Origin of the sequence: Amycolatopsis albidoflavus, from assembly GCF_039525725.1 — a bacterium.
Lineage (GTDB): Bacteria > Actinomycetota > Actinomycetes > Mycobacteriales > Pseudonocardiaceae > Amycolatopsis > Amycolatopsis albidoflava.
Map to the genome: position 1 here is coordinate 438,589 of NZ_BAAAHV010000011.1, position 24,877 is coordinate 463,465.

The 24,877-nt window shown below is 69.5% G+C and carries 19 protein-coding genes and 1 riboswitch; of the genes, 9 read left to right on the forward strand and 10 right to left on the reverse strand.

Annotated features, from left to right (window positions below; translation table 11 throughout):
• Nucleotides 1-242: 242 nt before the first annotated feature.
• On the reverse strand, nt 243-398 hold the full coding sequence (locus ABD156_RS16595) for a hypothetical protein (protein WP_344273446.1): 156 nt from the start codon (nt 396-398) through the stop codon (nt 243-245).
• 312 nt (nt 399-710) lie between these two features.
• On the opposite strand from ABD156_RS16595, the gene ABD156_RS16600 reads away from it, so the two are divergent.
• The 3 genes from ABD156_RS16600 to ABD156_RS16610 all read left to right on the forward strand — a co-directional run bounded on the left by ABD156_RS16600 (nt 711) and on the right by ABD156_RS16610 (nt 5,534).
• Entirely contained in the window at nt 711-2,501 is a 1,791-nt protein-coding gene (locus tag ABD156_RS16600; protein WP_344273449.1) for a dihydroxy-acid dehydratase domain-containing protein, read from the forward strand.
• A 1,065-nt stretch (nt 2,502-3,566) separates the two neighbouring features.
• The gene (locus tag ABD156_RS16605; RefSeq protein WP_344273451.1) at nt 3,567-4,004 is read left to right on the forward strand and encodes a hypothetical protein; all 438 of its coding nucleotides are present in this window, start codon (nt 3,567-3,569) and stop codon (nt 4,002-4,004) included.
• Between the two features lie 546 nt (nt 4,005-4,550).
• On the forward strand, nt 4,551-5,534 hold the full coding sequence (locus tag ABD156_RS16610) for a S1 family peptidase (protein WP_344273454.1): 984 nt from the start codon (nt 4,551-4,553) through the stop codon (nt 5,532-5,534).
• A 106-nt stretch (nt 5,535-5,640) separates the two neighbouring features.
• Here ABD156_RS16610 and ABD156_RS16615 read toward each other — a convergent pair whose 3' ends face one another.
• The 6 genes from ABD156_RS16615 to lanKC all read right to left on the reverse strand — a co-directional run bounded on the left by ABD156_RS16615 (nt 5,641) and on the right by lanKC (nt 15,592).
• Nucleotides 5,641-7,545 (reverse strand): primary-amine oxidase, encoded by a 1,905-nt coding sequence (locus ABD156_RS16615; RefSeq protein ID WP_344273455.1) that lies wholly within the window; start codon nt 7,543-7,545, stop codon nt 5,641-5,643.
• On the reverse strand, nt 7,542-9,236 hold the full coding sequence (locus ABD156_RS16620; protein ID WP_344273458.1) for an ATP-binding cassette domain-containing protein: 1,695 nt from the start codon (nt 9,234-9,236) through the stop codon (nt 7,542-7,544). The genes ABD156_RS16615 and ABD156_RS16620 overlap by 4 nt, the downstream gene beginning before the upstream one ends.
• Nucleotides 9,233-10,879 carry an ABC transporter transmembrane domain-containing protein gene (locus ABD156_RS16625; protein ID WP_344273461.1) on the reverse strand — a complete coding sequence of 549 codons (1,647 nt, stop codon included), beginning with the start codon at nt 10,877-10,879 and terminating at the stop codon, nt 9,233-9,235. The genes ABD156_RS16620 and ABD156_RS16625 overlap by 4 nt, the downstream gene beginning before the upstream one ends.
• Complete coding sequence (locus ABD156_RS16630; protein ID WP_344273464.1) at nt 10,876-12,810, reverse strand: prolyl oligopeptidase family serine peptidase; 1,935 nt, start codon at nt 12,808-12,810, stop codon at nt 10,876-10,878. The genes ABD156_RS16625 and ABD156_RS16630 overlap by 4 nt, the downstream gene beginning before the upstream one ends.
• 66 nt (nt 12,811-12,876) lie before the next feature.
• Nucleotides 12,877-13,005, reverse strand: coding sequence for a SapB/AmfS family lanthipeptide (locus tag ABD156_RS16635; RefSeq protein WP_116203144.1), 129 nt, complete (start codon nt 13,003-13,005; stop codon nt 12,877-12,879).
• Nucleotides 13,006-13,009: 4 nt separating this feature from the next.
• A complete protein-coding gene (gene lanKC, locus ABD156_RS16640) occupies nt 13,010-15,592 on the reverse strand; it encodes a class III lanthionine synthetase LanKC (protein ID WP_344273468.1) in 2,583 nt (860 codons plus the stop codon).
• 514 nt (nt 15,593-16,106) lie between these two features.
• Here lanKC and ABD156_RS16645 point away from each other — a divergent pair.
• Nucleotides 16,107-17,117: an AfsR/SARP family transcriptional regulator gene (locus tag ABD156_RS16645; RefSeq protein WP_344273471.1), complete on the forward strand. Its 1,011-nt coding sequence runs from the start codon at nt 16,107-16,109 to the stop codon at nt 17,115-17,117.
• 212 nt (nt 17,118-17,329) lie between these two features.
• Here the strand turns inward: ABD156_RS16645 and ABD156_RS16650 are convergent, their stop codons facing one another.
• The 3 genes from ABD156_RS16650 to ABD156_RS16660 form a co-directional block, all read right to left on the reverse strand.
• On the reverse strand, nt 17,330-17,476 hold the full coding sequence (locus tag ABD156_RS16650; protein WP_344273475.1) for a hypothetical protein: 147 nt from the start codon (nt 17,474-17,476) through the stop codon (nt 17,330-17,332).
• Nucleotides 17,477-17,674: 198 nt separating this feature from the next.
• On the reverse strand, nt 17,675-18,547 hold the full coding sequence (locus ABD156_RS16655) for an ABC transporter permease (protein ID WP_344273477.1): 873 nt from the start codon (nt 18,545-18,547) through the stop codon (nt 17,675-17,677).
• The gene (locus ABD156_RS16660; RefSeq protein ID WP_344273480.1) at nt 18,544-19,518 is read right to left on the reverse strand and encodes an ATP-binding cassette domain-containing protein; all 975 of its coding nucleotides are present in this window, start codon (nt 19,516-19,518) and stop codon (nt 18,544-18,546) included. The genes ABD156_RS16655 and ABD156_RS16660 overlap by 4 nt, the downstream gene beginning before the upstream one ends.
• A 283-nt stretch (nt 19,519-19,801) precedes the next feature.
• On the opposite strand from ABD156_RS16660, the gene ABD156_RS16665 reads away from it, so the two are divergent.
• From ABD156_RS16665 to ABD156_RS16685, 5 genes are all read left to right on the forward strand, one after another.
• Nucleotides 19,802-20,536: a TetR/AcrR family transcriptional regulator gene (locus ABD156_RS16665; protein ID WP_344273483.1), complete on the forward strand. Its 735-nt coding sequence runs from the start codon at nt 19,802-19,804 to the stop codon at nt 20,534-20,536.
• Nucleotides 20,537-20,762: 226 nt separating this feature from the next.
• A riboswitch (M-box (ykoK) riboswitch) is annotated at nt 20,763-20,940 on the forward strand.
• Between the two features lie 327 nt (nt 20,941-21,267).
• Complete coding sequence (locus ABD156_RS16670) at nt 21,268-21,432, forward strand: hypothetical protein (RefSeq protein WP_344273486.1); 165 nt, start codon at nt 21,268-21,270, stop codon at nt 21,430-21,432.
• On the forward strand, nt 21,432-21,746 hold the full coding sequence (locus ABD156_RS16675) for a hypothetical protein (RefSeq protein WP_344273489.1): 315 nt from the start codon (nt 21,432-21,434) through the stop codon (nt 21,744-21,746). The genes ABD156_RS16670 and ABD156_RS16675 overlap by 1 nt, the downstream gene beginning before the upstream one ends.
• Nucleotides 21,747-22,003: 257 nt before the next feature.
• Entirely contained in the window at nt 22,004-22,162 is a 159-nt protein-coding gene (locus ABD156_RS16680) for a hypothetical protein (protein WP_344273492.1), read from the forward strand.
• A gap of 585 nt (nt 22,163-22,747) precedes the next feature.
• Nucleotides 22,748-24,568: an eCIS core domain-containing protein gene (locus tag ABD156_RS16685; protein WP_344273496.1), complete on the forward strand. Its 1,821-nt coding sequence runs from the start codon at nt 22,748-22,750 to the stop codon at nt 24,566-24,568.
• The last annotated feature ends 309 nt before the right edge of the window (nt 24,569-24,877 follow it).

A 24,877-nucleotide genomic window follows, 5' to 3' on the forward strand; every position in this document is an offset into this window, starting at 1 on the left:
GCATTGTGTCCGGAATGGAGTCCGGGAAGGTCGTGATCGCAGCGGTTCAGCGATCCGAGAGCGGCATTATCGACGGCAAGGTCGCGAGGCCTCAGACAGCACCTGATGGGCAAGGTGCTGTCTGAGGCCGGGTACTCGCCGCAATGGGGCCGAGCGCACGGTGCTCTCCTCCGATCAGGGACGCTAAGGTATTCCCCGTCATGCGCTCCGTCACCACGCTGCGCCGAGACCGGACACTGTCGTCACGAAGACACCGGGATTCCGATCCCGAAAATGTGCATCAGCTGGGCAAGGGTGCGGTAATAGCCGACCAGGACGGTCAGTTCCACCAGGGTTTCGCGGTCCAAATCGGTGACCAAGGCCCAGGAGCGCCAAGCAAGCGCAGGCACATCCGGCACGCGGCGGCTTCAGCGGCGTCCTGTTCTGTGAACGTGCCGGACGCCAAAGCGGACAGTTCGGCGGGCATAGGTTTAGAACCCGCTCCGGGGACAGGCGCGACCAGCGACTCGGCGACCGGGGCGAGACTGTGAGCCGCAGCCCTCGCACACCAGCAGCGGCTCGTCGAAGTGCTTGCGCAGACGGGCCAGCGACGCGTCGAGCGCCACCAGGAGATCCAGATCGATACCGCTGAGGCCCATGCATCCCGTTCCGCGTGCCGCCGCGTCGCTCGAGCTGCGCACCCGGCCGGATCTGCGACGATAGGGACGATCGTGTCGACGACGGGAGAGCTGATGGACGAGTCGAGCCGCCGGGATGTGTGGCGTCCGGGCCAGGACTGCCAGGCGGTGGCCACGGCCCGGTCGCTGGGCCAGGACGTGGACAAGATCCACGGGGACGCGTGGGGCGTCGTCGGGACCTTGGGGGACAGCGTCTGCTGCGTCGGCGTCACGGACAAAGTCACGGCGATCCACGAGGCACTGGCGCGCCGGATCCGCGAGCGCGACCTGCCCGTCCGGCTGCTCGCCCCGAACTACTCCGGCGGGATCTCGGACGGCCAGCGCAACGGCACCCCGCAGATGCGGTACTCGCTGATCGGCCGCGAGACGACGAACGACGGGTTGTCCCTGCATTTCGAGGGCAGCGAGATGCGGGGAGTCGTCGCCGTGGTGGCGTGCGACAAGCCTCCGGTCGGCGCCACGGCGGCGATCTTGGAGCGCGACGTGCCCGCGGTGGTGGTTTCCGACGGTTCCATCCGTCCGGGCACGGATCCCGAAACCGGGGAAACGATCGATCTGGTCAGCTGCTTCCAGGTCGCCGGGGACCCGGACGCGGCCAAACGCGAGCGGTGGGCGCGCAACGCGTGTCCCGGGCACGGCAGCTGCGGCGGGATCTTCACCTACAACACGATGCAGTCCTTCATCGCCGTGCTGGGGCTGGAGCCGCTGCATATGGTGTCGCCGGCGTCCGAGGACCCGCGCCGGGTCGAGGAATTCCCCGAGCAGATCGTGGACTGCCTCGAAATCATGACCCAGCGCGGAATGGCGCCGCGCGCTCTGGCCACCCCGCTCGCGTTCCGCAACGCCGCCGTCGTGGCGATCGCGCTGGGCGGCTCGACGAACGTGGTCCTGCACGCGCCGGAGATCGCCCGCGCGGCCGGCCTCGACTTCTGGTCCGAGGTGATGACTCAAGAGGAGTTCAACCGGCTCTCCCGGAACGTCCCGGTGCTCGTCGACGCCCGGCCGTTCGGGCAGTACAGCATGGTGGACATCGACACCGCCGGCGGCCTGCAGGCGGTGGTGGCTGAACTGCTCCGGCACGACCTGCTCGACGGCTCCGCCCTGACCTGCACGGGCGAGACCCTCAGCGAGCAAATCGAACGGCTCGACCCGCCCGCCCCGGACGGCAGGGTGATCTTCCCCGTCGCCGAGCCGTTCAAGCCCACCGGCGGCCTGCGGCTGTTGTCGGGCAACCTCGCCCCCGGCGGCGGCGCGGTGATCAAACTGGCCGGGGTCGAGACCGGCGTGGTCGACGGCCGCTTCGAGGGACGGGCGCGCGTTTTCGACAGCGAGCAGTCCCTGCTGCGGGCGCTGGTCGAGACGCCGGACGAGTTCGCGGACCGGGACATGGTCGTCATCCGCTACGAAGGCCCGCGGGGCGCGCCGGGCATGCCCGAGATGCTCGACCCGACCTCCCGCATCACCGCGCTGTGCCGGACGAAAGGCATCTCCATCGCGCTGATGACCGACGCGCGGTTCTCCGGCGGATCGGTCGGCCTGGTCATCGGACACGTCGGCCCGGAAGCCGCGCTCGGCGGCCCCATCGCCCTCGTCGAGGACGGCGACACGATCACCGTCGACCTGAACACTGACACCCTCGAGTGCGCCGAATTGGCCGACCCCGCCGTCCGCCAGTCTCGCCAGGCGAAGTGGCAGCAGGCCGCCGAGGCGAACGGCGGCGTCCACCCGTTGGTCCGCCCGGTGACGTCCCGCCTGCTCCGCCGCATGCGCGCACTCGCCGCCTCCGCGATCGACGGCGGGGGGATGGCGGAGGTCGTTCCCTGATCGAGGCCAGGCTGGCAGCGCGGAGTGCGGCGCGTGGCGTGGCGTGGAACTGCTCACGAGCCTGCCGGGCGGCCGCCCGGGCTGCCGCTGAAGCGAGGGCCGTAGACGAAACAGTGAGAATTCGCCTCACCGGAGCGCGAAACACGGTCGAGCCCGAAGGCGGCGGCTGCCGCTCGTGGCCTTCCTTTGCACGGCACCGGGTCTGGGCGCTCGTGACCTCTCAGTTCAGTCAGGAGTTTCGCCGGTCAGGGCTCGTGCCTGGCGCGCGGCGAGCCGTGTGACGTGGGCCGTCAGCTGCCGGATCAGGCCGGTGCGCGAGAACGAGGTGTCTCGCTGGGCGGGCTGGACTGGACCAGTTGCCCATTGACGCATGGCTGTCCGGCTTGCCGCGGAGGACAGGATCCTTGTGTCGAAGCGGCGGTGGGAGTCACCCCGCCGGCAACGAGATCGCCTACGTCACGACCTGAACAGGCGGTGAGGGCGACGCCCTTGAACATGAGCAAACTCCTTGCCACATGGTGATTTGTAGTCGTGTGTGCGACTCCGTTCGTTACGCCGGTCATGTCCGCTTCGTTCAGCACGCCCAGGAACCCACATCCTCCGCCAATGGTTCGGCTGGCCTGGTGCGCGTAGTTGATGCTGCGACGTCGGAAACATCCGAACCTGCCGCCGCGATCGGCCCCGGCGCGGGGGATTTCCGAGGAAGGGCGCGTGTCGCTGCCGCTCGCTTCCGGCGGCAGCGGAGAAGCTGTGCGCCGCCCGGATCTGGGCGCGCGTGATTGTTGCTGCGGTGAAAGGAAGAACGTGCTGAAGAAGGGTTTACGTCCGCTTCGGGCGGTACGTCTCGCTGGGGTTCTTGCCGCGGGGATCGTGGCATGCTCCGCGTGCACCCCCGGCCACGCGACCGGGCAGCAATCGAGCGGTGGCAAGGCGCCTGCCCAGTCGGCCGGCGGTGCCGCGCTGTCGGTCGGAAGCTCTGCGACGCCGCTTCCGGCAGCTGGTTCCTGCCACCTCGGCAACCGCGACGGGCAACCGACGCCAGACCCGTCCTGCACCCCCGGTGCGGTGAATCCGCAGGTCTCCCAAGCGAATATCGCCACCACGGTGTGCAAGAGCGGCTGGACCAAAACCGTGCGTCCGCCCACCGGCAAGACCAGTCGCATGAAGGACACCACGGCGAAGGCGTACACCCTGCCCGCCGGCGAGACCGGCGAGTACGACCACCTTGTCTCCCTGGAACTCGGGGGAGCGCCTGACGACCCGCGCAACCTGTGGGTCGAGCCGGGGAAGATTCCCAACCCCAAGGACGCGGTCGAGAACAAACTCAAAGACGCCGTCTGCAGCGGGCTGATCCCGCTCGCCACCGCGCAGACCGCCATCGCCCGTTCCTGGACTACCGCGTTCGACGACGCCGGACTGCGCGTCAACGGAGGTGCGGTGTGCCTGCGCGCCGAGCCCAGCCGATGCGCCCACGGCCAGCGTGGAGACAGCACCGGAGAGTAACCCGGCGGCCAGTTATTCGCGGACGGGCTTGATTGCCAGTCCGCGGAAGAAGAACGACGCGAGAAAGAGCGGCAAGAACCGTTTTCCAGTGCACCGTAAAGCGACGGTGTCGCTCGAACGTCTCGGTCCGGCTTGAGTTCCGGCCGGCGCCAGGCGTGGAAGCGACCGTCCCAAGTGGACACTCGCGCCCGACCGTCCGCAGACCGAGCACGGAGGCGTCGACCGCGCTGGGCGCGCCGCGCTCGTCGCCTCCGCTGCGCCGTTCGGGCGCGGGATTGCGACAAACGTGAACCTACCTTCGTCGGTGTCGCACTTGCCTCGAATTGTTCGAGAATCACGAACCGAAGGTTGATCACGTTCCGTTTCAACGACGAGACGGTCCGGACCGCCGAACTGGAGGTTCATGGTCCCGATCCGGTCACCCGACGCACCCGGGCGGAGCTGCCTCCGCACTCAGCCGAGCCCGGCACCGAATCCGGAGGCCCTGACGCGGGCTCCCCGCTCGGTGCACGTCCTTTCTCTCCCGTTCCGCACAGGAGGAAACACATGCGATCGACACGTTTCAGGCTGAGCGTCCTCGCCGTCGGCTCGTTCGGCACGCTGGCCCTCGCCATGACCACCGTGCCCGCCGCGTCCGCGGCGGCGACACCGGCCGCGGTCATGAACAGCCTCGGCTCCGCCACCGGCGGGCACTACCTCGACGACAGCGGCGCCTCGGTCGTCACCGTGCTGAACGACGCCGACGCGGCCAAGGTGCGCGCTTCCGGCCTGAACGCGAAGGTGGTGCGGTACAGCCTGGGCCAGCTCGGCACGGTGAAGCAGCACCTGGACGCCACCGGCGGCGTGCCCAGCGCCGGCTGGGGCCTCGACCTCGCCCGCAACCAGGTCGTCGTCGACGTCTACGACGCCACCCCGAAGGCACAGAAGGACTCGCTGCTCGAGACCGCCCGCCAGTACGGCGACATGGTCCGCGTCGAGCACCATCCCGGCGCGATGTCGTTGTTCATCAAGGGCGGCGACAAGATCAGCAACGGCCAAGCGTCCTGTTCCAACGGGTTCAACGTGGAGAAGGACGGCCAGAAGCTGCTCCTTTCCGCCGGCCATTGCGAGAAGCTCGGCGGCGGCGGCCCGTGGAACGACGGCAAGACCGTCGACGCGGTGTTCCCCGACGAGGACAACATGCTCGTGGAGAACGCTTCGGGCGAGGGACCGAGCGAGATCAACGACGGCACGAAGATCACCGAGTTCGCCGACGCGACGGTAGGCGAGCAGATCAAGCGGGCCGGGATCACCTCGGGGGTGACGTCGGGCGAGGTGACCAAGGTCGACTACACCTTCGAGGCGGAGGGTTACACGGTCTACCACGAGTTCTGCACGACCGCGCATTCCGATCACGGCGACTCGGGCGGTCCGGCCTATGACGGGAGCAAGGGTCTCGGCACGCTGTCCGGCGGAGACACTCAGACCTCGTGCTTCTTCCCGGCGACGTTGTCGGCCAAGAGGTACGGCGTGACGCTGCCCAAGTCCTGATTCGCGGGTGCTGTCGGGAGGCGCCGGAGCCGGTCCTCCCGACGGCATGCCCGAGCGTCGCCTCCCGCAAAGCCTTGTCCGGCCGACGATACCGCCGCCGCAAGCCTCAGCACCGAGGTCTCGGCAGGTCCAACGCCGGGTTCGCGGCGAAGAACGCCACCGGTTTGAGATGGAAGCCCACCTTGGACACCGGCATCACCGGCCAGTCCTCCGGGCGCGGCACGTGGTTCGCTCCGAACGTGTACCAGACAACGACATCGGCGTCCACGAGCGGCCGGTCGGCCCGGACGTACTCGACGAGTCCGTCGTCGCCGGGACGCTGGTTCGGGTAGTCGCCGGACGCGTAGCGCTGGTCCGGATCGTAGGCGGTGACCCACAAATGCCGGTACGCGAAGCCCGCGCGCCTGCTCGTTTGCGATCCGGTCTGGGCCAGCGGCAGGATGTTCGTCCCCGGCATCAGCTGGTAGCCGACCGGGCGGCCGGTGTGGTGGCGGACCGACGGGTTGACGACTGTCCAATTGCGACCGGAGAGCGGGTCGACCAGCCGCTGTGCCTCGCTTTCCCGGGCGAGCAGCGTCGGCTGCGCGGCGAACGCGTTGTGCTGCTCGGAGCCTGGCACCGCGACAGTGTCCACTTCGTACACGCTGTTGTGCTCGCCGTCGACGGACATGTCCAGCCGCATGTTGAAGAAGTGCTGATGGTTCGGTGCGTACAGGCCGGGAGCGACCGCGGTGCCGTAGCGCGGAGCATCTCCCTCGTACGCGCCGGTGGAGACGATGCCGGTGAGCTTCACCTCGAACTCGATGGTGCCGTCGAGGTAGAAGTACCAGAAGAACCCGTAGTCGTAGTTGTTCGCCGTGGCCCAGCAGGAGACCACGAGCCGGCGTTGCCTGCGGGTTTCGGCGTGCCCGAGGTTGCCGTCGGTGTGTTTCCAGGCCAGGTTGTCGTCCTCCTCGTGGATGCAGACGGCGTTGGGCAGCGTCACGGGAGCGCCGTCGTCGTCGCACATCACGACGTCCAGGTAGCGGATCTCGCCGAGGCAGTCGCAGCCCAGCGCGAGGGAGTTCAGCCAGGGCCCGATGCCGCCCTCGCCGATGTCGAAGGCGTTCTTCACCCGCTGCGACGGGTTCGGATCGCCGTAGGGCACGTAGAGCTCCGACATCGAGGCCCGGTACACGATCGGCCGCTCTCGCCCGCCGTCGTCGTACCCGATCCGGTGCAGCACGAGGCCTTCCCGCATGGTGTAGCCGACGCGCAGGCGCCAGCGCTGCCAGCTCAGCTCGTAGCCGTCCAGCGTGAAGCTCGGGCCGTCCGGTTGCGTGATCTCCAGCGGCCGCAGATCGTCTCGGGTCGCGGCGAACGCCGGGACGTTGTCCGGGTAGCCCTCGATCTCGCCGGTGATCAGCTCCGGGATGTAGTTGCCGTGCCGGTGGGGGATCGGCACGACGCCGTGGTCGACGAGTTCCGCGACCTCCATCCGGTCGATGTCGACCAGGGCAGTCAGGCCTTCGACCGGGTGCGCGTAGCGATTGTCGTACATCCCTTGCCGCACATAGACTTGCGGGCGCATCAGCCGCCGTGCCGGGTCCTCGGCCGGGCCGGTGTTGCCCGCCGCCCACAGGTCGATCGCGACCGAGTCCAGATCGGTGATTCCCCGGCGGCGCAACGCCTCCCGGAACCGCGGGTCGGAGCGCAGGACCGCGTCGCAGTCGGCGAACTCGTCGCGGGAGAAGCCCGGCTGCGCGCCGGGAACCTCTCGCCAGGACAGCAGTTCCCCGCGGGTGATCGAGGCCACGGCCTCGATCGTGGTGCGGCTGTCCCGGTCGCGCAGGACGGCGAACGCCTCGCGGTCGACCGGGACGCCGTCGAGCACGGAGCGTTTCGCCGGCTCGTGCAGTTCGATGCTGATGAACCGCACCATGGCGCCGAGTCCCTTGGCTCCCTTGAGAATCGCGGACGCGGCCGCGATCTCGTCGGCCGTGAGCGGCGCGAGCGGATTGGCGGTCGTCACACTTCCTCCAGGCGGCGATCGGGGTTCCAGTGACCGAGCAGGTCCCGGTAGAGCGGAGACGTTTCGAGCAGTGTCTGGTGCTCTCCGGCGATGGCACCGGTGCCGTCGAGCACCAGCACCCGGCGAGCGCGCAACGCCGAGCTGATCCGGTGCGCGATCACGATCAGCGTGCAGTCGCGCCGGGCGAACGCCTCCTCTGCCCGGCGTTCGGCAGCGGGGTCGAGATGGCAGGTCGCTTCGTCCAGGACCACTACTGAGGCCGGCGAGAGGTAGGCGCGCACCAGTGCGATCAGCTGCCGTTCGCCTGCCGACAACGCCGAGGGCACGAGTTCGTCGCCGAGCCGGGCCACGAGCTCGTCCGCGCCGATCGCGGTGACGGCCCGCGCCACCTGCTCGGGGTCGGCGTCCGGCGCGAAGTAGGTCAGGTTGTCCAATACGGAGCCTGCGAAGACGTAGGCCTCCTGGGGGATCAGCGTGCGCACCTGTGCAAGCCGTTGCGCGGACAAGTCGGAGACCGGCACGTCGCCGAGCAGGACCTCGCCCGCGGTGGGACGCAGCAATCCGCAGAGCAGCCCGGCCAGCGTCGACTTGCCGATGCCGCTGGGACCGACGACGGCCAGGTGATCTCCCGGCGCCACGACGAGATCGAGCCCGCTCAGCACGGGTTCGGCATGCGAGCCGTAGGCGAAAGTGAGGTCGCGGACGGTCAGTTCGCCGCTGCGGCCGGCCTCGGCCCGGCGCTCCGGTTCGGCGGGCAGCTCAGCGGCGTCGAGGATGCGCCCGACGGTGACGACGTACCGCAGGCCGCTTCCGCCGACCGCGGTCATCAGGTTGCGCAGCACCGGCTGGAGTCCGATGAGGACGTAGGTGAGCCCGCCCATCACGGCGCCGGCGGTCAGGCCGCGGCTGACCAGCCACGGTCCGGCGACGAGCAGGACCACCAGCGGCACCCAGCCGCCGACTGCCAGGCAAAGAGTGCGGGCCGCCGTGACGGTGGCGATCGCGCGCTCGGCGTCGGCCTGCGCCCGGATCGGCCCGGCGACCAGGTCCGCGGAGTGCTCTTCGGCACCGGTCGCGGCGATGTCGCGAGTTCCGGCCAGTACGGCTCCCGCGGTGACCGCGAGGCGCTCGTCGGCGTGCACGGATCGGCGGAATCGTTCGGCGGCAAGGTGGAGCGTGCCCAGGAAAAGGCCGAGGCCCAGCAGGAACGGCGGTAGCAGCAAGGCCACGATGACCGGGTCGACCGACCCCATTCCGGCTACCACGCCCACGACGGTGACGAGAAACCCGCGCAGCACGACAATCAGCCCGGCGTAGGTGTCCCGGACGATCTCGACCTGGTGGGTCAGCCGCGCGATGGCCCCGTCGTCGGCACGCCCGCGCACCGCGTGCCCCAACGCTCCGCTGACGACCTTGCGCACGAGCGTGTCGCGGAACGGCTCGACCAGCGCGCCGAGCAGCCGGTACACCTGTCGCGAGCCGACGGCGCCCAGTCCGGCGGCCACGAGCAGCAGGCCGAGCCACGCGAGGCCCACTGCCGGGCGATGGGCCAGGAAACCCGAGTCGACCGCGTGCGCGACCGCGAACCCGGACAGCGCGGCGGGCAGCGCCTCGGGCACCGACCACAGCAGCAACGCCGCCACCGGCCCGCGCGGCATCGCCTTGAGGCCAAAGGATATTTCGCGCTTCATCCGAAGACCTCCCGGTAACCGGGCCGCGCCCACAGTTCGTCGTGGGTGCCGGTCGCGACGACCTTGCCCCCGGCCAGCCAGACCACCAGGTCGGCGCGGGCCGCGGTCGCCGCGCGGTGCGTGACGATCAGCCGGGTGCGTTCGCCGTGGTCGTCGGTGAGGGTGCGGGCGATCTGCATCTCGGTGACCATGTCCACACTGGACGTCGCGTCGTCGAGGACCAGCAGGCGCCGGGCGGGCCAGGCACGGGCCAGGCCGAGCCGCTGGTGCTCGCCGCCGGACAGGGGAGCGTCGGCCAGCGGTGTCGCGTAGCCGTCCGGGAGCCGGCCGACGAACTCGTCCGCGTGCGTGGCGCGCGCCGAGGCCCGCACGTCGATCTCGCGCCCGGCGGCCACCGCGTCCCCGATCGACGCGCCGACGAGCACCGGCCGCTCGAACGCGCAGCCGACCGCGGTCCGCAGCGCACGATGATCCAGCGCCGCCAGCGCGATTCCGTCGAGCAGGACCTCGCCTTCGTCCGGTGCCCGCAGGCGCGCGGCGACCTCCGCGAGCACCGACTTGCCCGCCCCGGAAGCGCCGACGACGGCCACCGCCGCTCCGCCGGGGATACTCAGGTGCACGTCCTCCAGCAACACCGCGTCGTCCGCGCGCACAGTCACGCCGCGGAATTCGACAGTGCCCGGGCCGTCCGGCAACGCTTCGGTGCCGTAGGAAACCGGTTCCGTCGCGAGAACTTCGCCGACCCGGCGCACTCCCGCCTTGGCACGGGCGAGCCTGCTGAAGACCCCGGTCAACGCGCCGAGCCCGCCGCCGATCACCGCGTACTGGCTGGCGGCGAACAGTTCGCCGGGAGTGATCCGGCCGCGCAGCAGTTCGATGCCGCCGGCGGCGAGGACGGCGACCAGCACGAGCGGGCCGACCAAGGTGGCTTGCGCGCTGGAACGCGCCAGGACGTGCCAGGTGCCGGCACCGTGTTCGTGCAGCTTCGGCAGGTCTGCCAGCACCCGGCGTTCTTCCGCGCCGACCGTGCCCGCGGCGGCGATTGTCCGGGCCCCGCCCAGGGATTCGGCGAGCCGGGCGGCGATCGCGCTTTGCGTCTGCTGGTAGGCGACCAGCACTGCCGCGCTGCGCAACGCGAACGTCTGCAACACAACCACTACCAGCGCGAGGCCGGCCAGCAAGGCGAGAGCGAGCCACAGGTCGATCCAGGCCAGCAGCACGAGGCTGCCGATCGGCGGCAGCGCGGCCGAGATCGTCGTGACGACGGCGGGCCCGGCTTGCGCGGCCTCGACGGCGCTGCCGGAGACCCGCGTGACCAGGTCGCCGGTCTCGAATCGGGCGGCGCGGGCCGGACCGATCGCGAGCACGTGCCGCACGACGCGATCGCGCAGCCACGCCGTGGTCCCGGCGACGCAGGCGGTGCCCGCGTAGGCGTCGACCACGTCGAACACGACATTGACGGCGATCAGGACCCCTGCGGCCGCCACCCAGACGCCGCGGCTGTGCCCGGTGATCAGCGCGTCGACCGCGTGGCCAAGCACGGTAGGCAACGCGAGGGTGCCGAGGCTGCCGACGAGGCCGGCGAGCCCGATCAACGGCAGCCAGCCGCCCGCGCGCCGCACCACGTCGCCGAAAGTGATCATGAGAGGTCCAGCCCGGTGTGCTCGGCGAGGAACGCGAGCAGGTCGCCCGCCAGCCGCATCGCCCGGGTAGCCGAACTCGCGCCGTGGCCGGCGTCAGGTTCGTGGCGCAACAACACCGGCCGCCCGCTCGTGGTCGCCCATTGCAGCGCCGCGCACATCTTGCGGGCGTGCATCGGGTCTACCCGGGTGTCCCCGCCGAACGTCGTGAACAGCACCGCGGGGTAAGCGACGCCTTTCTCCACCCGGTGGTACGGCGAATAGCCCAGCAGCCAAGCCAATTGCTCGGGGTCCGCGGCCGAGCCGTACTCCTCGCGCCACTGCGGACCGAGGCCGAACCGCTCGTACCGCACCATGTCGAGCACCGGCGCCGAGCACACCGCGGCGGCGAACAATTCCGGACGCTGAGTGAGCGCTCCCGCGACCAGCAAGCCGCCGTTGGACTCGCCGCAGATGCCCAGCTGCGCCGGCGTCGTCCAGCCCTCGGCGATCAGGTGCTCGGCCGCGGAGACGAAGTCGTCGAAGGCGTTCTGCTTGCGGTCGAGCATTCCGTCGCGGTGCCATTCTTCCCCCTCCTCGCCGCCGCCTCGCACCTGAGCGGACGCGAAGACACCGCCCGCCTCGACCCACGCGAGGATGTAGCTGGAGTAGGACGGCGTGAGCGGAACGCCGAAACCGCCGTAGCCGTAGAGAATCGTCGGACGCGGTCCAGTGCCGGGCTTCGCGAGGACCACGACCCGGATCGGGGTGCCGTCCGAGGACTTCGCGGTCAATTGCCGGCTGAGCACGTCGGGGACTTTCATGCCGGGCGTTCCCGCCCAGAGTTTGGTTTGGCGCGTCTCGGCGTCGTATCGGTAGACCGCACCCGGGGTCACGCTGTCGGTGTAGCCGAACCACGCCTCGTTTCCGCGCGTGGACACCGATCCCAGCGATCCGGCACCGGGCAACGGCACGTCGGCGACCCGGTCGCCGGTCCTGAGGTCGTGCAGGCTCATCTCGCCGATCGCGTGCCGGATCCGGCTCACCACAAGGAAATCGTCCAGCACTGCGACATCGCTGATCACCGCCGCCGGATCTTCCGGGATCAACTCGCGCCACTGCGAGGGCGCGGACTGATCGGCCACGCACACCCGGCCGCGCGGCGCGCCCTTGTCGGTGAGGAGGTACAGGAGATCCTTGTGGGGCAACGCGGCCGCGCGGCCGTCCGGTCCTTCGTGGACAGTCCGCTCCGCGCCGGTGGCGGGGTCGACGAGCCACAGGCCGGTGCCTTCGGCGAGCACCAGGCACCGGCCGTCGCGGTCGATTTCCAGCCCGAACGACCCGGTTCGGCCGGTCACCGCGACGTCCTGCTGGACCGAGGCACCGACCTGATGCCGCCACACTCGCCGCTCCCGCACGTAGCAGAAGCTGTCGGCGCCGGGCAGCCACGCGACCGGCGTGTACCGGCATCCCCGGATCGGTCCGTCGATCTGCTCGCCCGAGCCGACGTCGAGCATGTGCAGAACGGAGTTCTCCGTGCCGCCGCGGGAGAGCTGGAACGCCAGGCGGGCGCCGTCGTGGCTGGGGTGCCAGGCATCGAGCGCCACCAGGCCGTCGCTGTCCAGCTTCATCGGGTCGACGAGCGCCCGTTCCGTACCGTCCGATTCGGACACATAGAGCACCGGGTGTTCCTGACCGGGTTCCTGGCGCAGGAAAAACCGCCGGTCGCCGCGCCACAGGGGAGCCGTCACCACCCCGACCGCGCTCAGCCGCCGCACGTCCCCGTGCAGCCGGGCGCGTCCGGGCAAAGCGGCGGCGTGCGCGCGCCAGCGGTCGTCCTCGGCGGCCTGCCAGCGCCGGGTCTGCGCGCTGGCGGCGTCTTCGAGCCACCGGTAGGGATCGGGCACGAGGCGGCCGTGCAGGTCGTCGGCGATCGGCAGGCGTTCGGCGAGCACGGCCGCTCCTTTCGCGAAGGGCAGGGTCCTGGGCGGAGGCCAAGTCCGCCCAGGACCCGTCGGGCGTCAGTGGCAGAGCAACAGGCTGACGTTGCTCGGCGTGTGCGACGCGCAGCCCAGAACGGTCAGCGTGGAACCGCCGCCGCCGCCCTTGCCGCCGGGGGCCTCCATGCCCTGCAGGTCGAGAAGTGCCATGTGATTACACCTCCTTCGATGGGTCGTCACTTGACGAATGCCCAGTGGCATCCGGGTCTTCGGGGCCGGCCAGGAACGGGAGCCGCACCGGTTCGCCGTGCAGCGCCGAACCGAGCGCGAACAGCACGCCCGCCGTCCCGGTCGCGAAGTCCATCGACAGGCGCAACAGCTGGTCGCCGGGAAACGCGAGCCCGTCGCCGCAGGGCACCGCGTGCCAGCCCAAACCCCGGACCAACGCGTCCGCTCCGGACGGTTCCGCGGCCAGGAGCATTCCGGCCCGGCCGGTGTAAAGGCCGGACTGCACGAAAAACGCGCTCCGGGTGACCGCGCGCAGCCTGGCCAGCATTTCGCCGAGCTCTTCGTCCGGGCGGTGGCGCAGATAGCGCTCCAGCACCAGCGCGATCCCGACCGAGCCCTCGTCGAGATACGGCAGCGTCCGCCAGCCTTGGTCGACCTGCACGGTGCCGTCCTCGGCGCGGATGCAGCGGCGAAGGTCTTGGCGCAGCGCGATTTCCGCGCGATCGAGCAGGCCGAGGTCGCCCGTTTGCTCGTAGGCGTGCAGAAACAGCAACGCCGGCCCGGCCGATCCGAACATCAGCCCGGCCCGGGGATGGTCGCCTCCGCTGATTTCGGGGACATCGGTCACTCCGCCCAGCCGGTCGGCGACTTGGTCGACCACCGACAGCGCGGGCCCGATGCCGAGGTCGGCCCGGAAGTGCAGGAGAGCGAGCCCGATGCCGGCCAGCCCGCCGTGCAACCCGAGTTCGGCCGCGTCCGCTGGCATCGCGAGGCAGCGTTCGACGATTCTCAGCGCGTCTTGCCGATGCCCCAGTTCGGCCAGGACATACGCGACGCCGTGGAGGCCGTCGTAGAAGCCGAGGGCAGCGCCGTCGGCCGGAGTCAACGCGTGTTTGCGCAGCCAGTCCTCGTGTTCGGGGAAGCGTCCGGCACCGGTGGCGGAGAGCGCGTAGAGCACGCCTGCCGCGCCATACGCGATGCTGATCCCGCCTCCGGGCAGAAACTGCGCGATGTCGCCGGGGAAAAGGCGGTCGTCGCGGTCCGGGGTGGCGGACGCGAGGATCGAGGTTCGCAGCGCGGCCCGCAGATCGTCCCAGGGGGAGACTCCGGGCAGCGGAAGCCCGCTCATCCGGGACGGCCCCGGCTCCGCGCCCTCGATGACGCGCACCGACTCGTCCAACGCGCCCGGCGGCAACGGGAAGACCTCGGCCGCGTAGGCCGCGATCTGCCGTGCCTTGCCTGGGTCGAACCGCGTGGTGATGGTGGCCTGCGGAGCGAACATACCCAGGTGCAGGCAGGCGAGCGCATACCGGTCCACCTCGGTGCCGACCCGGTCCGGCGGCGCGGAGAACGCCGGGTGCGCGAGCGACGAGCGGGCCGCGTCTTCCGTCAGGGTGGCGACCTCGAAGTCGATCAGTGCCAGCCGCCCCTCGGCCGTGACCAGGATGTTCTCCGGATGCAAGTCGCCGAACACGACGCCGCGCTCGTGCAGCGCGTCCACCGCGGCGGAGACCTGGGCCAGCATGCCCAGCGCCCACTCGACGTACTCGGCCAGCTTTTCCGGCTCCGGATCGGGATGGGTCAGCGGATAGCGGTGCACCAGCAGGCGCTGCAACGGGTTGCCGTCGACGAACTCCTCGACGAGGAAGTGGTGTTCCCCCAGTTCGAAGCAGTCGAGCACCGCGGGCACCGCGTCGAGCCCGGCGAGGCGGGCCAGCATGTCGCGCTCGTGCCGGATCCGGGTCACCGCGTCTCGGCCGGCCACGTCGAGGCCCGCGTACGGCCTGCCCTCCTTGAGCACTACCTGGTCGCCGGTGCGAGTGTCCCGGCCGAGGTACACGCCGCCGCCGTTGGAGAACTGCATCGCGCTCTCGATCGCGTAAGGCAGATCCGCGGTGGTGACGGCCGCACGGGCGGCGAGGTGCGGTTCCAGGAACGACGGCAGCTGAATCCACGGCGGGAGCGCGAACGTGGGACCGCGCACGTCGGGCACCAATGTCCCGTCGGCGTTTTCGATGGCGAGCACGCGCTCGCCATTGTCCGATACGCAGAAACGCTCGGTGAAGCCGCCGTACCGCACGTACAGCGGCCCGTCGCCGTAGCGAAGATCGCTCAGGATGTACGGGCCTGCTACCCCGCGAAGCAGGCCGTCCAGTTCGGCGAGCACGGCCTCGAAACGGGTGTCCGAATCCGGGTAAATCGTGACCAGTTTTCCGCTCGATCCCCGGAATGCCGATTTGGCGTTGAACAGCACCAGAACATTTCTGCTGCGCAAGAACTTGAAGGCGATTCGGTTGCTTTCACAGAATTCCCGTACCGTGTCCAGCACCCGTTCGGCGTCCTCCAGCCGCGACGACACGTGGATCTTCCAGCCCTGTGCCGGAAGCGGCACGTCCTCGGGCGCGTAGTACATCCAGGTGTCGCTGGACTCGTGCGCCCAGCCGGGCGGAACCGCGCGCGCGGCGGCCGCGAAGTCCGTGCTTTCGCCGGCGTGACGGGTCGGCTGGTCGTAGAACAGCCGGTCGGCGAGGCAGTAGACCTCGTAGTTCGCCTCGTCCTGCACCGTCATCCGAGCCACCCCTTTCGGCTGCGATTCGCGGACGGACGGAAGGTTAAGAAATGGGGTTTCCGGCAGGCTTAGCGTTCACTTAAGGGCATTCGGCGGCGGGTTAAACGGCTGCCCGCTGCTCCATTCGGGGGCTAATCCCACGAATGGAGCAATTTCGTTTCCAGCGGTAACGGAGTGCGGTTCCCGACGACTGGATGTGGGCAGACCAAGCACTCCCTCGACGAAGGACGCGTATGAGCATCCGGCATACCCAGGACTTCGCCGGAGCGGCGGAATCAGCGCCAGAAGTCCGCCGAGACGGCGGATTCCGCCCGGACGAAAGCAATGGGGGTCGGATAGTGAACGCAGGCTCGGCAGGTGACGGGAAGGCCGGGAACCGGCGCAATGGTCTGAGCCGCCCGCGGCCGCCTCGGCGACGGCGCGTGTCCCCGGGTTTTCCGCCCGCTCGGTGCCGGGAAGTTCCGGCGTTCGACGGGAAAAGACCAACAAGGCAAAGGCATTCCAGGTGAGATCAATGCGACTAAACTTGCCTGACACCGCCTCGGTGGCCAGTCTGAAGGAATTCGCCGCAGCCGGTGCGGACGTGCCGCGCGAAAACGCCGAGACTCGAGAAGAGAACGGCCTCCGTCCGGAAGGCGCCGCGACCGTCTCGCTTCCCGGCTTCGCCGCCGGCACCCTGGCCGCGGTGCCCGCGCACGGCCTCGACCCGGCTGTCGAGTGCGGCGCGAACGGCCTTCGCTCGGCGACCGAAGCGCCGCACACCGTGGCGATCTACGCGCTGGGCAATTTCCGGGTCATCCGAAACGGCGTCGCCGTGCCGAGGACGGCGTGGCAGTCACGCAAAGCGCGAGACCTGCTGAAAGTCCTCGTTTCGCGCAGCAGGCCCGCGCCCCGGGACCAGCTGATGGAAGTCCTGTGGCCAGGCGTCGACCCCGGCAAGTCCAGCAACCGGTTGTCGGTGCTGCTGAGTACCGTGCGACAGGTCCTGCAGCCGGCCAAAGATGATCCGCAGCCGCTGCTCACCGACGGCACGTCCGTCTGGCTGGACTCGGCTTTGGTGAGCATCGACGTCGCGGAGTTCCGCAGCACCGCAATCTCCGCGGTGGAAGCGCATCGCGCCGGCCGGACCGATGCCGTGGCCCGCATGTACCGGGCCGCGGGCCTGTACACGGGCGACTTCCTCGAAGACGATCCCTATGCCGACTGGGCACAACACACGGTCGAAGAGCTGCGCGCTTTGCACCAGGCGGTACTGCGCGCCCTGATCCACCACTGCCAGACGAACGGCGACGTGGACGAGGTTGTCCGCCACACCTTGCGCCTCTTCGAGGACGACCCCTACGACGAGCAAGCGCACTTGAACCTGATCAAGGTGCTGATCACAGCGGGCCGGATCGGAGAAGCGCGCCGCCGCCATGACATTTATCGCCGCGCCATGGCCGAGATCGGAGTCGAGCCCCGCGCGATGCCTGCTCTCCGGCCGCGGACCGCCGCCCTGCCGGCCTGGCCGCCCGCGGCGTTGTGATCTTTCCTGCCGCCTCGGCCGCCCGGTCAGTTCGATCGTCGAACCGACGTCCGCGACCTCATGCTGGCGGACAGGGGATGCGCGGACGGCCTGACCTTGGCAGGACCGAGACCCGGCGTTCGCTGTCACGGACTGGCGGCCGATCCGCCCGGCCGGACGGGCATGGGCGTCGTCCTGTCGGGGGACCGGCGCGATCCATTCAGGACTATCCACTAAGGACAGTCCTGAATGGATCTCAGGTGCCGAGCGTCGCGCAGGCCCTCGGCAAGGCGCAGCCGGTGGCCGCCCAGCGCCCGGCGCACCATCGCCAGCACGATGCCCCGGCCGAGCGCGCCCCGGTCCCGGCTGACGCCGCACACCGTGGGCACAATGCGTGCGACGCGGCAAAAAGCTGTCAGTGCCAGGGTAAACCGGACAAGCAGCCGGATTCGTCGAATCGCGACCAGTGCCCAAGTCCGGACCGGAATTTGCCAGCGGCCCGCCGCCGTCCTCCGCTATTTGTCATCGACGTAGGACGCGAACCCGGTGCCACCCGCCAGGTGCGGGCTGAGCCCGAGTCAGGCCGTGACCCGGCGGAAACGCCGGACAGCCAACGGGATGAACAGCGCCATCATCGCCAGCGGCCAGACGACCGCCATGAGCTGCGCGTGGTGCACGATCCAGGAGTCGCCGCCGACGCCAGGGTTGCCCCACAGTTCGCGGGTGGCGTTCACGATCGAGGAAATCGGGTTCCACTCGGCGACCGCGCCGAGCCAGTCCGGCATCTTCTCCGGGGCGACGAAGCTGCTGGAGATGACCGTCGCCGGGAACACCAGCGGGTAGACGATCGGCGAGACCGCCTCGGCGGGCACCGTCAGGCCGAGCAGAATGCCGACCCAGACCAAGGCCAGCCGTAACAGCAGGAGCAGGCCGAGAGCGGTGAGGAAATCGCCCCAGCCGTGGTGCCAGTTCCAGCCGATCAGCAGGCCGGCCAGCACCACCACGACGGTCTCGACGACGCCGCGGGCCATCTCGTAGATCGCCCGGCTGGCGACCAGCGCGGACGCGGCCATCGGCATCGAGCGGAACCGGCCGAAGACCGCGCGCTCGGTGTCCCTCGCCATGCCGGACGCGGTGTTGCTCAGTCCGTAGGCGTTGACCATCACGATGATCCCGGCGATCAGGAACTCGCGGTAGTTCGAGGCGCCCGGAATGGTGATCGATCCGCCGAAGACGTACCCGAGCAACAGCATCATCATGATCGGGATCACCAGCGAGAGCAGTGGCTCGATCGGTTCGCGGATGCCGTGGGTCATGGTGCGGCGCACCAGGGCCCGGGTGTCCGCCCACGCCTTGCCGCCGCGGCTGTGCACCGCCCGGTCGCCCGGCCGCGGGGCTTGGCCGACGCCGGCTGGCGCCCCGGAACTGCGGGTGCTGCTGGAAATCGTCATGACGCCGCGCCCTCCGGTTCCGGTTCGCCGGCGCGCCGCCCGGTCAGTCCGAGGAACACCTCGTCCAGGGTCGGCCGCCGTACGCCGATGTCTTCGACGTTGATGCCCGCGTCGCCGAGGAGGCGGAGGATCTCGTTGAGCATGGTGATCCGGTCGCCCTGAACGGCCATGCTGAGCTTGCGCTCGTGCTCGACCGCCGACGGTTCGCCGAGCCTGCGCAGGACGTCGGCCGCAGCGGAGAGGAAGGCCTCGTCGCGCACGATCACGTCGACCTGGTCGCCGCCGACCCGTGATTTCAGCTCGTCCGCCGTGCCCTCGGCGATCACCTTGCCGGTGTCCAGCACCGCGATCCGGTTGGCGAGCTGGTCGGCCTCCTCCAGGTACTGCGTCGTCAGCAGCACCGTGGCGCCCGCCTCGACGAGTTGCCGCATGCCGGTCCAGACCTGGTTGCGGCTGCGCGGGTCCAGGCCCGTCGTCGGCTCGTCCAGGAACAGCACCTCGGGCGCCTGGACGAGGCTGGCCGCGAGGTCCAGCCGTCGCCGCATTCCGCCGGAGTACTGCGCCACGGACCGCTTGCCCACCTCGACCAGGTCGAAGTGCTCGAGCAGTTCGCCGGCCCTGCGCTTGGCGGCCGGGACGGTCAGCCCGTAGAGACGGCCGAACATCACCAGGTTCTCGTGTCCGGTAAGGATCTCGTCGACCGCCGCGTACTGACCGGTCAGCCCGATCCGCCGGCGCACGGCGTCCGCGTTCGAGACGACGTCGAGCCCGCTGATCCGCGCGCTGCCCGCATCGGGCCGCAGCAGCGTGGCCAGGCATTTGACCGCGGTGGTCTTGCCGGAGCCATTCGGGCCGAGCAGGCCGCACACGGTGCCCGCCTCCACGGTCAGGTCGAATCCGTCGAGGGCGGTCAGCGAGCCGTAGCTCTTCCGGATCCCTCTCGCCGCGATGGCTGTTCCGGTCGGGGTCACATTCTTCTCCTCGAACTACCGATGGATCGCTGCCGTCCGAATGGCTGTCCGGTTAAGTTTATAGCATACGCGTAAGTCGTACGCGGTTCATGGGAGAGGCGGGCGGCCTGCTCACGCGACCCCGGACGTCGCTCCATACCGCGCGTGCTGACCTGGCTGTTCTCCCCGCCGCGGAGAAGCGCGAGCGCCGCCGCGCACTACAATCTGCGCTGGACGAAACAGACTGGCGAAGTCGACGAAAGCGGACCACATGGGCGATCGGCGCGGACTTGGATTGCCATCGGTGATCGAAGCGGCCTGGGGAGTGCGAGAGCGGCCGGGCAAGGCACGGCAGCGGGGGCTGAGCCTGGAGCGCATCGTCGACGCGGCGGTCGGCGTCGCGGCATCGGAGGGGTTGTCCGCGGTGTCGATGAGCCGGGTGGCCGCCGAACTCGGCTCCTCCACCATGGCGCTCTACCGCTACGTAGATACCAAGGAGGAGTTGCTCATCCTGATGTCCGACGCGGCATACCGCACGCCGCCGTCCGCTGGCGAGCCCGGCGAGCCCTGCCGCGCGGCGTTGTCCCGCTGGGCCTGGGATTTGCACACCGTCCTGCGCGAGCACACCTGGGTGCTGCGCATCCCGGTGAGCGGTCCGCCGGTCACGCCGAACCAGGTGATCTGGCTGGAACACGGGCTGGGCCGCCTCGACGGCAGCGGGCTCGGCGAGCGGGAGAAGCTCTCGGTGATGATGCTGCTCATCGGATTCGTCCGGAGCGAGGCCACGGTGATCGCCGACGTGGCGGACGCCTTCGCCTCCGCCGGAGCCGAGCATGGCGAGGCGATGTCGTTCTACGGCCAGATGCTGGGCAAAGTCCTTGACCCGGCCCGGTTCCCCGCCGTGGCCGCGGCACTGGAGGCCGGAGCGATCGACGCCGAGGACGGCCCGGACGACGAGTTCGTCTTCGGCCTGGACCGCATCCTGGACGGGATCGAGGAGCTCATCCGGACGAGGGCCGGCGCGTCCGCTTCCGGCTGAGACTGCTCGACGCAACCCGGACCGGCTGGCTGTGCCGGTCCGCAGGATGTTCGGCGACTACCGCCGGAAGTTCGGCCTGGGCGACAAACCCTCAGCGCTCCCTTGGCCTTCGCCGCCAGGTCCTGCCGTTCGCGGTCGCCGACGGCGGTAGCAACGTCGCGGCCCTTGCCTACAACACTTGTACAAGTATTTGACAGTGGTGGCCGTGGAGGTGTTCACTGGCGGAGCGGCACCTCGTTAGGTGAGGCGTCTGTCCGGACACAGGCCACTGACCCCACGACGTCGAGAGACGCCCACGGTCAGGACACCTCTCCCCGGGTTAAGGGGTGAGGCCAAGTGGCTTCTCGCGCACGGGTGCGCGGATACGCCGGGCAGTGCCAAAGCTCTTACGAATGTGCAGGGGTGCGCCGCTCGCGGTGGAACGCGGTCCCCTGTCTTGGCGCGGGCATCGACCGGTTGGTGCCCGAGACAGCAAAGGGGGGCGAGGAATGAGCCGAAGTCGCCCGGGGCGAAGCAGCCCCTTCACCCTCGCGTCCCCGTCTGCACCCGGCATCCGAGACTGACCCTCAGGCCGAACGACCCGCCCGGAGATTCCGGTGCGGGGTTCGCGCCTGCCCGAAACACGGTCGGCCGCAGTCCAGCTTGTCCGTCAATGCGCGAAGGAGGTGAGGGCCGTGAGTCCGTCGCACAGTCGCCGCACATCCGTGATCGATCAATCTTTGGGAGGACTCATGACAAGGATCCTGACCGGCGTCCGCCAGCCGCACGCTGAGACGACCCCGCCGGCCCCGCGCCGTCCGATCGAGCAGGCTCGTCGGCTGCGGATGATCTGGGAGCCGGTGCTCGACGAGAACGGCACGCGTCGGCTGCGTGCCCGCTGGTGCGGTGAAGTCTGATGTGGACGGTGCTGACCCGGTGCCTGCGCCGTCGCCGCGGGGACGGGTGCGACGAGTTGCTGGCGGAGGCTCGCCGGGAGTTCGAGCGCGACTTGCTGTGCTCGCTCCCGCCGGATTTGGCGGCCGAGTTGCCGGAGGTGTCCCCGGCGGTGCTCTACGTCGGTTTCATCCTGGCCGAGCGCGGCGCTTCGCTCGGCACCTTGTGCGGCTGTCTCGGGGTGACCCGGGACCAGGCGCGAACCCTGCTGTTCCACGCCGGGCGGCGCGACGGAGGACGCGCTCTGCCCGGGCCGGAGCTGTATCCGAGGTACTGACTCCGCGGGCGTGCCCGGCGATGATCTTCTTGCCACGACGGATGTTTTCGACGCTGTGCTCCCATGGACGCCGACAGCCGTTCAGCCGTCGGCCTCCTTGAGCTTGCCGATGGCTTCCTGCCGGAGCCGACGAACTGGACCAGCTCCCGGTGCCGAAGCTGGCCGGAGAAGGGGAATCCCGGTCCTCCGCAGGGCAGTGCCGACAGAGCTGGAGCGGAGCCAGTCGTCTCTCGCATCCGGGTGAGCACGAAGCCGGTGTGCGCACCGAGATCGGGTCCGATGTGGCGGACTTCGACCGAGTGCTCGCCGAGGACCGCCACGACGCCCGGGAAAGCGAGAACCCGAGTCTCGTCACCGACGGAGAGCGGAAATTCCTGGATCATTCCCCGCGCCCGGAACTGCGGGTTGTGCCTTGACTCGCTTCATGCGCAATGAATCTGCTAGCTGGCGCACTGTAGCTGTCACTTGTGAGCGGATGTTGTCATCAGGGGTCGAGCAGCGTTCGCCGGTTTCTGACTGCGACCGGCCGGATAGCCCGGGTATCGGTCGCTCCTGGCGGGGGACGCCGTCTGTGCGATCACGGCGGCGTCCCGGCTGATGAGCGCGAATGCGACCACACCGCATCGGCCAACGCGCCTGCGGCCGCGAGTGGAATGAGGGAAGTTCCTGCCGAAGATCAGGCCGGTCACGCTCTGCGGGTTGCTGGAATGGTCACTTGCTGACAGTCGGGGCAGGCGAAGGCCGGGGGCAGACGCCACGCGGCCGCTAGTTGCCTTTGTGGGCCTGAGGACGGGGCTGTCGTCGCCCGCGCGGCCGCGAAAAGCAGCCGGTCGTGGCGCGCGGCTGCCACTCTGTGACGGTGGGCAAGCGCTTGGAACGGAGGACTGCACCGGCATGAAAATCCGTGGCCATGCCACAAAACCGGAGTCATTTCTCGGGAAAAGGATCTCGGGCGGGCGCACGTGACGCTGCGGTGACGCCCGCGAGGCACGGTTCCTCGCATGGGCGAACACGCGCACGCACGTCCGCGTCGACGACACGTCCCGCCCGCGGCCGTGCACGAAGTGGTGCGATCGACGGGCGAACCGCTCGAAGAATCGGTCCAGCGGGCCGCCGCGGACAAATTCGGCCAGGACTTCAGCCACGTGCGGGTGCATACCGACCGCCGCGCGGACGCATCAGCCATCGCTGTCGGAGCCCGCGCCTACACAGTCGGCTCGCACATTGTTTTCCAGGCAAGCAAGTACCGACCGGGTACATCCGAAGGCCGCCGACTCCTCGATCATGAATTGACCCATGTCGCCCAGCAGCCACCGGCAGCGACCGTGCCGTCCGAGCCGTTGCCCCTGGGAGCAGCCGCCAGTCCCGCCGAGCACGAGGCCGACGCCGCGGCCGGAGCCCGAACCGTCAGCGCGGCGACGCCCACGGCGCTCGCCGTCCAACGTCAACCGGATCCCGACATCGACGTGGATGTCGAAGGCCAGACCCCGCAGGAGACGGCCCGGCTTCGCAGCGCAGGGGTGCGGCTCCCCGCGGTATCAGCACAAGCCGCCGACCCGCGCGCCGCTGCCGACTACCTTGACCGCCGCGTCACCGCCGTGTATTTCAACCTCTATTTCGGCGGGTATCTGATCGTGTGCAAGGGGCTGGACAAGCCGGTGTTCGTCGCCGACGCCTACGTTGATCTCGGACTGCGGCGGGCAACCCCGATCAATCACAGCGTCTACGCCGCCTACGACGACGCCGTGAAGGATATCCCGTTCGGGCCGTTCGCCTCGGGGACAGCGCAGCCATTCGCGTATTACCGGGGCGCGGGCGGCGCCGTGATCGCGCCCACCGTCGTCTCACCCGCCACGACCCCTCGTCTGGCGTGGATGATGAACGACGCCATTCATGAATACGTCGCACAGGTCCAGCGCGAACTCACCGTGCTCGCCCTGACGCTGGTGGCCGCGTCCGCTGCGGTCATCGGCGTGCGGATCGGGTTCGCCAGGCTCGGCCGTTACCTGAAGGAGCCGATCCCTCCAGAGTTGCTCAGAACCTCACCGGTACCGGGTGAGGCGCCGGGGATCGCGAAGGAGCCAGAACCACCGGCCGGGTCGGCCGAACCCGAAGCCCCGAGTGCCGGACCCGCCATGCCGAGTCCTCGGACAGAGACCGAACCATCGGCTCCGACGACACAGCCGCACGGTCCCGCGGAGCCTCCGCGGGCTGACAAGGCAGGCTCGCCGCAGGGCCCGACCGCGCAGCAGCCTCCGGCCACGGGCCAACCACCAGCCCGGCCTCCGCTGCAACGTCCCGCCGCTGGCCGCCCCGCATCGGAGGACGTGCGACAACGGCAGGCCGCGCAGACGCAGAAACACCCGGCTACGGCTGCTCGCACGCCGGACATGTCAAAGGCAACCGCACAGGCGCGGGCACTGGTGAAACGCCTTCGCGCCGAAGGCAAGGAAGTGGTGGCCAACCTCGGTGGCACCGGAGCGGCGCACGAGCCGCCGGACGGGATCAACGTCAATCTCAACATCAAGGCTGTCAGCCGCAAGGACATCCCGAACCACGTGGAAGCCGACGGCTCCGATGTCGGCCAGCTCTTCGAGCCGGGCAGCCTCGATGCCGTCGAGGGCTACTACATGGCGCCCGAGGCGATCGACTGGAACCGGGCCGCGCCCGGCGCGTTCCGCGCGCTCAGAAGCGGTGGCAGCTTCAAGTATTCCTGGCGCGGGGCGAGCAGCGACGTGGAGGTCTGCGCCAAAGCGCTGGAGGCTGCGGGCTTCAAGAACATCGAAACCGACCAGGCGACGATCAGCGCCCGGAAGCCGTAGGGGCCTGGCTCCGCAGCCTGGGCACTCCGCTCCGCTCGCGTGGGATCGAACCGCGACGGCTAGCCGTCGGGCAGGCACTTGGCCCGCAGCGACAGACACCGTGGTCACGCGAAGCTGAGCGCCACGCCAGCTGAGGAATTCGCTTCGTATACGGGCTTCCGCGATTTCCTGCGCCAGAGCCTCCTGGACCTGGACACGGCGGTCAACGCTGTGCAATCGGACCGTGAACTCCTCAAACTGGGTTTGCAGATCAAAGACCGCATTCGGTCGACACGTTCCGAGATGGAGAAAGCACGGCGGAAGAAGGTC